Consider the following 12,390-nt stretch of genomic DNA (forward strand, 5'->3'; position numbering starts at 1 on the left):
CGGGCATGGTGTCTCCACTGGTCAGAAGGCTGGCGCTGCGTTCGACCCTACCGGTGGCGATTCCGGCGCCTCCTCCGGGCGTCGTGCGCGGCTCATGCGCGGGGTCGTGCGCGGCTCCCCGGCGTCGTGCGCGGCCCGCGTGCGGTCGGCACGCACACGCTGTCGCACGTGCGGACGATGGGTTACGTTCGGCGGCGTGATCGTCGTCGCCGGAGAGTCCCTGATCGACCTGGTCCCGCAGCCCGCCGCCGGTGGCCCGCTGCCACCCCTGCTGCCCCGGCTCGGCGGTGGCCCGTACAACACCGCCGTCGCCCTCGGCCGGCTCGGCACGGCGACCGCCTTCTGCTCGCGCGTCTCCACGGACGGCTTCGGCGCGGCCCTGCTGGACGGTCTGCGCTCGGCGCGGGTCGACACCTCCCTCGTACAGCGCGGCCCCGAACCGACGACGCTCGCCGTCGCCTCCGTGGGAAGCGACGGTTCGGCCGGCTACGGCTTCTACGCCCAGGGCACCGCCGACCGGCTCTTCGAGCTGCCGCCCCGACTGCCGCCGTCGGCGCGGGCGCTCGCCCTGGGCACCTGCTCCCTCGTCCTCGAACCGGGCGCGAGCGCGTACGAGGCGCTGCTGCGCCGTGAGGCGGACCGCGGGGTCTTCACCCTGCTCGACCCGAACATCCGGCCACCGCTGATTCCGGACGCCGACGCCTACCGCGCGCGCTTCGCGGGGTGGCTGCCGTACGTGTCGCTCCTGAAGCTCTCCGAGGAGGACTCCCGGTGGCTCGGAGGGGTGCCGCGCGGCCCGGCGGCCGTGGTGCTGACGCGTGGCGCCGAGGGGCTGACCGTACGGACGCGGGCCGGGGCGGAGATCTCCGTACCGGCCGCCCCGATGGACGTCGTGGACACGATCGGCGCGGGCGACACCGTGAACGCCGCGCTGCTGCACCGGTTGGGCGCCCGCGACGCCCTGTCGGAGCGGGCGCTGGACGCGCTCGACGCGGAGCAGTGGCGGGACATCCTCGGCTTCGCCGCGCGGGCCGCCGCCGTCACCTGCTCCCGCACCGGCGCTGAGCCTCCTTATGAGGCCGAGGTGCGGCCTTAGCGGGTGAAGACGGAGTCGACCGGGGGCTGCGGCTGCGGCCTCGGAACAGACGACGAGGGCGGGGACGGCGCCGGACCGGCCGCGGCGGAGGGCGGCGGCAGGAACCCTGTGCGGGTGAAGTACTCCACATACGTACGGAAGAGGTCTTCGTCGATGTCGGGGCAGCCGATCCCGGTGCCCTCCAGCGCGCGCCGCGTCTCCTCCGCGTCGAAGAGCACGCTCCCCTCCGAGCCCCCTCCGCGCGTCTCGGCGGCCATGGTCGTGAGCAGCGGGAAGGCGGCGTTGCCGGGATCGGCCTCGGTGGCGGCTAGCCAGTCGGCGACGGGGACGTCCCGGACGGAGTGACCGAGTGCGCGCAGGCGCGCCACGGCGGTGTCCATCCGCAGCGGGCGCTCCCCCGCGACATGGAACGTCCGCCCCGCCGACCGGGGTTGGCGGGAGAGCGCCACCACGGCGGCGCTGACGTAGTCCACGGGCACGAGGTCGAAGGCGGTGTCGACGTCCGCCGGGGCGACGCCCGCCTGGACGCAGCCCTTCAGCAGCAGCCACATGAAGTCGCCCGTCTGGCAGACACCGGTGGCCGACTCGCCCGTGATGCGGGTGGGCCGGTAGACGGAGACGGGCAGCCCGCGGGCGCGCGCGTCCTCGACGAGCCGCTCCGCCGCCCATTTGCTCCGCGTGTAGCCGTGTTCGAGCGCGGCGGCCGGTCCGGTCGGGTCCTGCGGCCGTACGGACCGTACGGGGCGGGCGGGCCCTTCGCCGGCGCCGTACGCGCTCCCGGCCCCACCGCCTCCGTACACACCGACGGTGGAGATGTGGTGGACGGGCACGGTGCGGTGCAGGGCGGCCAGCCGCAGGATCTCCTGCGTGCCGTACACGTTGGCGTCTCTCAACCGCTCGTAGGAGAACACCAGATTGACGGCGGCTCCGCAGTGGTAGACGGCGTCGACGGTGCGGGCGAGCCGGTCGAAGCCGGCCGCCGAGAGGCCCAGTCGGGGCCGGGCCAGATCGCCCGGGACGACGATGACGCGGTGTTCGGTGGCCGGGTCGGTGAGGCCGTACGACTCAAGGGCCGAGCGCAGTCGCTTCTCCGCGTTCGGCCGGTCGCTGCCGCGCACCAGACAGTGGACGGTGGCGTCGGTCCGGCGCAGCAGCTCCCTCAGTAGGAAGGCGCCGAGGAAACCGGTGGCTCCAGTGAGGAGGACCTGCTCCGGGTCGGGGACGACGGTGCGGACATCGTCGGCGGCAACGATGTCGGGGGCGAGTCGCAGGTCGTCGGTGAGGTCGGGAACGGCCTCCGTACGCCCTCCTGTCGAGGAGGCGTCCACCAGTGCGGCGAGGCCCGCGACGGTCGGTGAGGTGAAGACCGAGCGGAGCGGTACCCGTACGTCCAGCTCCTCGCGGAGCGCGAGGACGAGCCGGGTCGCCAGCAGGGAATCGCCGCCGAGCGTGAAGAAGTCGTCGTGCGCGCCGATGGTGCCGGGGCCGAGCAGCGCCGACCACAGATGGGCGATCCGCTCCTGTGTGGCGGTCAGCGGCGTGACGGCCCGTGCGGTGCCGTTCTCGCCGGCGCCCTCGCCCCGGTCCTCCCCGCAGCCTCTCCTCGCGGCGAGTGCGGCGCGGTCGACCTTGCCGCTCGACGTGAGCGGGAAGCGGTCGACCGGTACACAGCGCGCCGGGACCAGCGGGTCGGGCAGCCGGGCTCGCAGCCGCTGCCGCATCTCCTCGGGGCCGGCCAGGTCCGGGTCACCGGCGATGTAGTAGGCGAGGAGCCGCTTGCCGGCTCCCGGGCCGAGGTCCTGGGCCACGACCGCCGCGCCGGCCACGCCGGGCTGGGCGCGTACGGCGGCCTCCACCTCGCCGGTCTCCACCCGGTGGCCCCGGATCTTGACCTGGCCGTCGCTCCGGCCGATGTACTGGATCCGGCCGTCGGGCAGCAGCCGGGCCAGGTCACCGGTGCGGTAGAAGCGGCTGCCCCCTCGCGTACCCGCCCCGGTTCCGGGGAGGTCGCCGGGCACGAACTTCTCGGCCGTCAACTCGGGGCGCCCCACGTAGCCGCGCGCGACCACCGGTCCGCCGACGCAGATCTCGCCCGGGACGCCCGCCGGGACGGGCCGCAGCCGTTCGTCCAGCAGGAGGACCGTGGCGCCGTCGACGGGGCGTCCGATGCTCGGCAGGCCGGGCCAGGCGGCGGGGTCGGGGCCCAGCCGTTCCGCCGTCACGACGTGGGTCTCGGAGGGGCCGTACTGGTTCTCCAGCGTGGCCGAGGTGAGTGTGCCGAAGAACTGCCGCAGGGCGGGCGTGACCTGGAGCTGTTCGCCCGCCGTGAGGACCTCTATGAGGGAGTCGCAGCGACGGCCGGTGGCGCACGCGTACTCCACCAACTGCTGCAACGCGACGAACGGCAGGAACAGCCGCTCGATCCGCTCCGCCGCGATCAGGTCGAGCAGTTGGTGCGGATCCCTGCGGACCTGTTCGTCGACGAGGACGAGCGTGCCGCCCGCCGCCCAGGTGGCGAAGATCTCCTGGAACGCGACGTCGAAGCCGAGGGGCGCGAACTGAAGGGTGCGCGCCCCCTCACTCGGGTCCGACCCGGTCGCCGACCGGCGTCGCTGCCATTCGATCAGATTGGCCAGCGGGCCGTGTTCCATGGCGACGCCCTTGGGCCGGCCCGTCGAACCCGAGGTGTAGATGACGTACACGAGGTCGTCGGGCCCCACCGGGACGACGGGGCCGGTGAACGGCGGCCCGGCGTCGGCCCGCCCCGGCACGTCCTGCACGTCAGCCAGGTCCGGTACGTCCGGCAGGTCGTCGAGGAGCACCGCCTCGACGCCGGCGGGCAGTTCGGCCGGCCGGCAGCCGCGCTGGGTGAGCAGGACGTCGATCCCGCTGTCCCGCACCGTGAAGGCGATCCGCTCCGCCGGATGGTCCGGGTCGACCGGCACACAGCTGCCGCCCGCCTTCAGCACCCCGAGGACGACCACCGGCAGGTCCGCCGTCCGCTCCACGCACACGCCGACGGGGCGGCGTACGACGCCTCGCGCGACGAGCACCGCGGCGACCCGGTCGGCGGCGGCGTCCAGCTCCGCGTACGACAGGGTCCGCCCGTGCGCCACGACGGCGGGCGCGTCCGGTGTCAGCCGGGCGGACCGCGCGAACGCCTCGTGCACGAGCGGGACTTCGCGGGGCGGCTGCGCGCCGTGTGCCCACTCGGTGAGCGTCCGCCGCTCCTCGTCGGCGGGCATGACCGCCAGGTCCTGGAGCGCGGTCTCCGGGCGGGCGACGGCGTCGGCGACGAGCGTACGGAACCGGGCCGCCAGGCGCTCGGCCGTCGCGTGGTCGAAGAGGTCGGCGGAGTACTCCCAGAGTCCGCGGTACCCGTCCCCGTCGGGCATCAGGTGCAGGAACACGTCGTACTTGGCCGTCCCGCCGTGCACCTGGAAGCGCTCGGCCGCCACGCCGGGCAGGGAGAGCGCCGACGGCGGCGCGTCGTCGACCGCGAACACCACCTGGAACAGCGGGAACCGGCTCAGGGTGCGCTCGACACCCAGCTCGCGCACCAGATGGCTGTACGGCACGTCCTTGTGCCGGACGGTCGATCTGACCTGATGCCTCATCTCCACCACCAGGTCCGTGAACGACCGGTCGTGGCGCGGCCGTCCGCGCAGCGGCAGCACATCGGTGAGGCAGGCGATGAGGTCCTCGGTCTCCGGCTCGTCGCGGCGCGACACCGGCGTGCCGATGACGAGGTCGTCCTGGCCGGTGTGCCGGCCGATCAGCGCGGTCAGCGCCGCGGCCAGCACCACGAAACGTGTCGTCCGCAGCCGGGCGGCGAGGCCGCGTATCAGCGCCCCCGTGGCGGCGTCGACGCCGAACTCCACCTGGCCGCCGTGGTGGCTGAGGGCCGGGGGGCGGCGGCGGTCGGCCGGGAAGGACGACTCGTCGGGCGCGCCGGCCAGTTCGGCCCGCCAGTGCTCGATCAGCCGCGCGCGATGTTCGCCGTCGGTGCTCCGCTGGCGCTGGGCGTACGGCCCCGACTGGAGGGGCAGTTCGGGCAGCCGGGGCGCCCGGTGCTCCACCTCGGCGCGGTACAGCTCGCTGAACTCCTGGTCGAGGAGGCTGAAGCACCAGCCGTCGATCACGGCGTGGTGGATCGCGACGGCGAGTACGGACTCACCGTCCGCGCGCGGACGCGAACGCGGGTCGATGACGTCGTCGTCCGCGCCGTCGGCGATCACCAGCAGCGTGGCCGTCAGCAGCGGCGGTTCGGCGAGGTCCGTCTGCCGGGTGACGGCGTCCCTGAGCGCGGTTTCCCGCTCGTCCGCCGTGATCCGCCGTACGTCGACGGGGACCCGCATCGGTGGGAGGACGGTCTGCCGGGGCAGGCCGTCCACCAGCGTCAAACGACTGCGCAGCGCTTCGTGCCGGGCCACGACGCCGGTCAGCGCCGCTTCGACGGCAACGATGTCGAGAGGGCCCCGCAGCCGGTGGACCCACGACTCCAGATAGCGCGAGGTGCCTTGCTGGTACTGGTCGTTGAGCCAGATCGACTCCTGCTCGAACGACATCGGATAGGTACGCGGTTCCATCGCTTCTCGCTTCGTGGTGCGAACGACTGGGACGGACCTCTGGGGGGTGGCGGCTGAGGCCGGGTGCGGCGATATTCAGACACCGATCATGCGTCTCTCAGCCCGGCTGGTCCAACAGAGCGACGCTGTCGATCTTCCCGTTGGGCGTCCGGGGGAAGGCCCGGATCCGCCGGACCTCGTCGGGCACCTGGGCGCGCGGCAGCACGGCGGCGAGCGATTTCCGTACGGTGTCCGGCTCCGGAGAGGCGCCGTCGGCCGCGCCCTCGGGGTCACCGGTGGAGCCCGTCCCGTCGTACGGCTGGGCGGTGTAGAAGAGCGCGAGCCGTTCGTACGCACCGCTCTCACCTGCCACGGGAAGCACGGCGCACTCCCGTATGCCCGGCAGGCGCAAGGCCGCGGCCTCTGTCTCGGCGGGCTCGACGCGGTGCCCGGAGATCTTGATCTGCCGGTCGGCGCGGCCGTGGAAGTGCAGTGTCCCGTCGCTGTCCAGCCGGCCGAGATCGCCGGTGCGGTAGATCCTTCTGGGGCCGGTGCCGGGGTCGAATGTGGCGAAACTCTCCGCCGTCGCCCGCTCGTTGCCGAGGTAGCCGTCGGCCAGGCCGTCCCCGGAGACACAGATCTCACCGAGCGCGCCGGGCGGGACCTCGTGGTCGCCGTCGAGGACATGGATGGCGGTGCCGGGGACCGCCGTGCCGAGCGGGATGCCGTACTCGGCCTCGCAGTCGGCCGGTCGGATCCGGTGGGTGGTGACGAAGACGCAGCACTCGACCGGGCCGTAACCGTTGAGCAGCGTGATTCCCGGGTGCCGGGCGAGGAAGGCCCGGATGTGCGGGGCGGAGAGCCGCTCGCCGCCAGTGAAGACCTGGCGCAGCCCGGTGAAGCAGCCGGGGTCCTCGTCCACGAAGAGGTTGAAGAGGGCGGCGGTGAGCCAGATGGTGTCCAGGCCGGTGGATTCGACGAGTTCGGCCAGATCGTCGGGGAGGAAGTAGTCGCCGTCGACGAGCACGACGGTGCCGCCGGTGGTCAGCATGCTCCACAGTTCGAGGGTGAGCGCGTCCCACGAGACGGGGGCGGCCTGGGGCATCACGCGGCCGGGGCCGAAGTCGGCGAAGCTGTCCGGGCCGAACAGCCGGGTGGTGGCGCGGTGCGGTGAGAGCACTCCCTTGGGGGTGCCGGTGGTGCCCGAGGTGAAGAACACGGTGGCCGGCGCGGACCCGTCCGCCGCGTCCCGCTCCGGCGGGGGGAACGTGGCCGGTGCGGAGTCCGCGTCCGGTGCCCGGCCGGCCGCTTCGCTCAGCTCCTCGGCGGGTGGAGTCCATACGGTGCGATCGCCGGCGTCCACCGCGGGCGCCGCGCCCTCGACCGGCGGCGGGCCCACGACGACCGGCGGCGCGAGCATGCCGAGTACGGTCCGCAGCCGGTCGGCGGGCAGCTTCGGGTCCAGCGCCGCGTAGGCGGCACCGCGTTTGAGTACGGCGAGGAGCACGGCCACCAGTTGGGGCGAGCGCGGCAGCAGCACGGGCACCGGCCGCCCTGGGCCGACACCGAGCCGGCCGAGCTCCGCGGCGTACGCCTCCGCGGCCCGGTCGAGCGTCCGGTAGCTGACGCGCCGGCCCGCGTGGACGAGTGCGGTGGCGTCCGGCCGGAGTCGGGCCTGCCGCGCGACGGCCTCGTGGATGAGCCGCGCACCTGGCGGGCGCGGCATGGGGGACACGCGGGACATGAGAAGTCGGTCTCCGTCCCCGTCAGACGGCTTCGCCGCGGGCGATCACGGCGGCACTGAAATCGGCGACCGTCTCACTGTCGAAGACCGTGTCGGGAGAGACCCGGATGCCCAGCTCTCTCTTGACGCGGGTGCATATGCGTACCGCTTGGAGGGATGTGCCGCCGAAGTCGTAGAAGCTGTCGGAGGGCTTCAACTCACCGGCTCCGAGGACCTCTGCCATGATCCGGACGACGGAAGCGCTGTCGCCACGCTGCTGCTCGGACACCTTCATCTCGCATCCTGCCGTTTGATGGAAGGTGACCATTCTGACCCAGATCCCGCGCATACGTTCGGCCGAGGCGCCCCGGCGGGACGCCTCGGCCCATCGATGTCAGGACTTACGTGACCGCGCGGCCGTCTTCCTGGCAGCGGCCTTCTTCGCCGGGGCCTTCGCCGCGGTGGTCTTCGCCGCGGTCTTCCGGGCCGGTGACTTCGTCCGTCCCGAGGGAGCGGCGTCGCTGATCCGCTCCGCGTCGAGGATCTCCCGCAGGAACTTCCCGGTGTGGCTGGTCGCGACCCCGGCCACCTCCTCCGGTGTGCCCTCGGCGACGACGAGCCCGCCGCCGTTGCCACCCTCGGGACCCATGTCGACGACCCAGTCCGCCGTCTTGATGACGTCCAGGTTGTGCTCGATGACGATCACCGTGTTGCCCTTGTCGACCAGCCCCGACAGCACGTTGATCAGCTTGCTGATGTCGTCGAAGTGCAGCCCGGTCGTGGGCTCGTCCAGCACGTACACCGTGCGGCCCGTGGACCGTTTCTGGAGCTCGCTGGCCAGCTTCACGCGCTGCGCCTCGCCGCCCGAGAGGGTCGGCGCGGACTGACCGAGCCGCACATAGCCCAGACCCACCTCGTTGAGCGTCTTGAGATGGCGGGAGATCGTCGGGACGGCCTCGAAGAAGTCGAGCCCCTCCTCGATGGGCATGTCCAGCACCTCGGCGATGGACTTGCCCTTGTAGTGGACCTCCAGGGTCTCCCGGTTGTAGCGCGCGCCGTGGCAGACCTCGCACGGGACGTACACGTCCGGCAGGAAGTTCATCTCGATCTTGATCGTGCCGTCGCCCGCGCAGTTCTCGCAGCGCCCGCCCTTGACGTTGAAGGAGAAGCGCCCGGGGAGATAGCCGCGGACCTTCGCCTCCATCGTCTCGGCGAAGAGCTTGCGCACATGGTCGAACACCCCGGTGTACGTGGCCGGGTTGGACCGGGGCGTACGGCCGATGGGCGACTGGTCGACATGCACGACCTTGTCGACCTGGTCGTCCCCGTCGATGCGGGTGTGGCGCCCCGGCACCGACTTGGCGCCGTTCAGCTCCCGGGCCAGGTGCATGTAGAGGATGTCGTTGACCAGGGTCGACTTGCCGGATCCTGAGACGCCCGTGACAGCGGTGAACAGCCCGAGCGGGAACGACACGTCGATGTCCCGCAGGTTGTTCTCCCGCGCGCCGTGCACGGTGAGCTTGCGCCCGGGGTCGATCGGTCTGCGCACGTCCGGCGTCGGGATGGCCTTCTTGCGGGCCAGATACTGCCCGGTGATCGACTCCTCGTTGTCCAGGAGTTCCTTCAACGTGCCGGAGTGGACGACCTTGCCGCCGTGCTCGCCCGCGCCGGGGCCGATGTCGACGATCCAGTCGGCCACCTTGATGGTGTCCTCGTCGTGCTCCACGACGATCAGGGTGTTGCCCATGTCGCGCAGCCGGATGAGGGTCTCGATCAACCGGTGGTTGTCGCGCTGGTGCAGGCCGATGGACGGCTCGTCCAGGACGTAGAGCACGCCGACCAGACCGGAGCCGATCTGGGTGGCGAGCCGGATGCGCTGCGCCTCGCCGCCGGAGAGTGTGCCGGCCGCGCGGTTGAGCGAGAGATAGTCCAGGCCGACGTCGACCAGGAACCTCAGCCGCTCGTTGACCTCCTTGAGGACGCGCTCGGCGATCCGCTTGTCCCTGGCGTTCAGCGTCATCTCGCCGAGGAAGTCGGCGCACTCGCTGATCGACATCGCGGCGATGTCGGCGATGGACCGGTCCATGACCGTGACCGCGAGGACGAGCGGCTTGAGGCGGGTGCCGTGGCACGTCGGGCAGGGCACTTCGCGCATGTAGCCCTCGAAGCGCTCCCTGCTGGTGTCGCTCTCCGCCTCGGAGTGCCGCCGCTTGACGAAGGAGACCGCGCCCTCGAAGGACGGGGTCGTGTACGCCCGCTCGCGGCCGTACCTGTTCCGGTAACGCACCTCGACCTGGGTCTTGTGGCCGTACAGCAGGGCCTTCTTGGCACGCTGCGGCAGTCCCGCCCACGCGATGTCCGTACGGAAGCCGACGGACTCGGCCAGGCCGCCGATGAGCCGGCCGAAGTACTCCCGCGTGTGGCCGTGCGACCAGGGGTGGATGGCGCCCTCGTCGAGCGACTTCTCCTCGTCGGGGACGATCAGCTCCGGGTCGACCTCCATACGGGTGCCGATGCCGGTGCAGTCGGGGCAGGCGCCGAAGGGCGAGTTGAAGGAGAAGGAACGCGGCTCCAGCTCCTCGAACGACAGGTCGTCGTACGGGCAGTACAGATGCTCCGAATACATCCGCTCGCGCTCGGGGTCGTCCTCCGGGAGGTCGACGAAGTCGAGCACGACCATGCCGCCGGAGAGCCCGAGCGCGGTCTCGACCGAGTCGGTCAGCCGGCGCTTGGCGCTGCCCTTCACCGTGAGGCGGTCGACGACCACCTCGATGGTGTGCTTCTCCTGCTTCTTGAGCTTCGGCGGCTCGCTCAGCTGGATGGTCTGCCCGTCGACGCGCGCCCGGCTGTACCCCTTGGTCTGGAGGTCCGCGAACAGGTCGACGAATTCGCCCTTGCGCTCCCTGATCAGCGGCGACAGCACCTGGAAGCGGCTGCCCTCGGGCAGCTCCAGGACCTTGTCGACAATCGCCTGCGGCGACTGGCGGGTGATCGGCCGGCCGCACTCGGGGCAGTGCGGCTTGCCGATACGGGCGAAGAGCAGCCGGAGGTAGTCGTAGACCTCGGTGATCGTGCCGACCGTCGAGCGGGGGTTGCGGGAGGTGGACTTCTGGTCGATGGAGACGGCCGGCGAGAGCCCTTCGATGAAGTCGACGTCCGGCTTGTCCATCTGGCCGAGGAACTGCCGGGCGTAGGAGGACAGCGACTCGACATAGCGGCGCTGTCCCTCGGCGAAGATCGTGTCGAACGCGAGGGAGGACTTGCCCGACCCGGAGAGCCCGGTGAAGACGATCAGGGAGTCACGGGGAAGGTCGAGCGAGACGTTCTTGAGATTGTGTTCGCGAGCGCCACGGACGATGAGACGGTCGGCCACGCCGGTCCGCACCTTTCTAGAGAGAAGCAGGGGCGGAGCCCCCGTTCCAGAGTAATGGGGGTCGCCAGAGCGATGGACTGCCAAGCGGAATGACCCGGGTCACTGGGGCACCGGGCTGCGAGGGCTCCTTACCAGGATGCCTCCGACGAGCTTATAGCACGCGCATTCGATTTACGGCGCCTTGCGACCGCCTTCACCCGAAGGAGTGGTGGGGCTATCGTCGGCCCCATGCTCGATCATGTGCGCGACCTGGAATCCCTGCGTGAAGCGACCGAGCGGCTCCTCACCGCGGCCGCCCGACTGGACAACGCCTCCGTGGCCGAGCCGTCACGGCTGCCGGGCTGGAGCCGTGGTCACGTACTGGCACATCTGGCCAGGAACGCCGACGCACTCGTCAATGTGCTCGAAGGCCGGCCGATGTACCCGGACGCCGTGACCCGCGACACCGACATCGAGCGGGACGCCCCGCGCCCCCTGGACGCCCAGGTCGCCGACGTACGTGCCACGGCCGAGCGCTTCCGGCGGGTGGCGGCCGTCCCCGCCGACTGGGCACGCACGGTCGCGCTCCGCAACGGCGTGACGGACGTGGCCGCCCGGGTCCCGTTCCGCAGGCTCGTCGAGGTCGAGCTCCACCATGTCGACCTCGGTATCGGCCGGGACCTCGAAGATCTCTCCGACGACTTCACCGACCGCGAGATCGACTTCCTGACCGAGCGCTTCGCCGGGCACGCCGACGTACCGCCGCTCGCCCTGACCTCCCCCGGCGGACACACCTGGCGCACCGGCCGCGCCGACGGCACTCCGGCCACCGTCACCGGACCGGCGGCCGACCTCATGGGCTGGCTCGCCGGCCGTCGCGACGGGACGGCGCTCAAGACGTCGGACTCTTCGCTGCCCGTACTGCCTCCGCTATAGGCTGAGTCGTATGACCTACAGCGGAGCCGTGAAGCTCGACGGACCGGCGGATGTGCACGAGTTGACCGACCTGATGATCTCCAAGGTCGCCGTCGGTGCGATGAAAAACAATGCCTATCTGCTGCGCTGCCGGGCCACCGGGGAGCAACTGCTGATCGACGCGGCGAACGACGCGGCCACACTGCTGACGCTGATCGGTGACGACGGCATCGCGTCCGTCGTCACCACGCACCGCCACGGGGACCACTGGCAGGCGCTGGCCGAGGTCGTGGCCGCCACCGGCGCCGAGACCTACGCCGGACGGTACGACGCCGAGGGGATCCCCGTCCCGACCGAGGTGCTGGTCGAGGACGGCGACACGATCCGGGTCGGACTGATCGAACTGACCGCGCGCCATCTCGTCGGTCACACACCGGGCTCGATCGCCCTGGTCTACGACGACCCGCACGGCCACCCGCACCTCTTCACGGGCGACTGCCTCTTCCCCGGCGGCGTGGGCAACACGCACCAGGACCCGAAGGCCTTCGCCAGTCTCATCAACGACGTCGAGACGAAGCTCTTCGACCGGCTGCCGGACGAGACCTGGGTCTATCCGGGCCACGGCGACGACACCACGCTCGGCGCCGAACGCCCGCAGCTGCCTGCCTGGCGCGAACGCGGCTGGTAGGCGGCGGCCCCCGTCCGGCGGAAAACCGGCTGCCCACGACCCGGGGCT

General features: G+C 71.7%; 7 protein-coding genes. 3 read left to right on the forward strand and 4 right to left on the reverse strand.

The genetic code is table 11. From position 1 onward, the window contains the following. Positions 1-196 precede the first annotated feature (196 nt). Entirely contained in the window at positions 197-1,096 is a 900-nt protein-coding gene (locus tag P3L51_RS13300) for a carbohydrate kinase family protein (RefSeq protein WP_354605376.1), read from the forward strand. Here P3L51_RS13300 and P3L51_RS13305 read toward each other — a convergent pair. The 4 genes from P3L51_RS13305 to uvrA form a co-directional block, all read right to left on the reverse strand. Next, positions 1,093-5,685, reverse strand: coding sequence for a non-ribosomal peptide synthetase (locus tag P3L51_RS13305; RefSeq protein WP_354605377.1), 4,593 nt, complete (start codon positions 5,683-5,685; stop codon positions 1,093-1,095). The genes P3L51_RS13300 and P3L51_RS13305 overlap by 4 nt on opposite strands. 97 nt (positions 5,686-5,782) lie before the next feature. After that, positions 5,783-7,408 (reverse strand): amino acid adenylation domain-containing protein, encoded by a 1,626-nt coding sequence (locus P3L51_RS13310; RefSeq protein ID WP_354605378.1) that lies wholly within the window; start codon positions 7,406-7,408, stop codon positions 5,783-5,785. Between the two features lie 22 nt (positions 7,409-7,430). Continuing rightward, a complete protein-coding gene (locus P3L51_RS13315) occupies positions 7,431-7,682 on the reverse strand; it encodes an acyl carrier protein (RefSeq protein ID WP_354605379.1) in 252 nt (83 codons plus the stop codon). 99 nt (positions 7,683-7,781) lie between these two features. Continuing rightward, entirely contained in the window at positions 7,782-10,760 is a 2,979-nt protein-coding gene (gene uvrA / locus P3L51_RS13320; RefSeq protein ID WP_354605380.1) for an excinuclease ABC subunit UvrA, read from the reverse strand. 228 nt (positions 10,761-10,988) lie between these two features. Here uvrA and P3L51_RS13325 point away from each other — a divergent pair, with 228 nt between their 5' ends. Further along, positions 10,989-11,675: a maleylpyruvate isomerase family mycothiol-dependent enzyme gene (locus P3L51_RS13325; RefSeq protein WP_354605381.1), complete on the forward strand. Its 687-nt coding sequence runs from the start codon at positions 10,989-10,991 to the stop codon at positions 11,673-11,675. 10 nt (positions 11,676-11,685) lie between these two features. Continuing rightward, positions 11,686-12,342 (forward strand): MBL fold metallo-hydrolase, encoded by a 657-nt coding sequence (locus P3L51_RS13330; protein ID WP_354605382.1) that lies wholly within the window; start codon positions 11,686-11,688, stop codon positions 12,340-12,342. Positions 12,343-12,390 lie beyond the last annotated feature (48 nt).

It is taken from the genome of Streptomyces panacea (assembly GCF_040560175.1).
GTDB classification, from domain to species: Bacteria; Actinomycetota; Actinomycetes; order Streptomycetales; family Streptomycetaceae; genus Streptomyces; species Streptomyces panacea.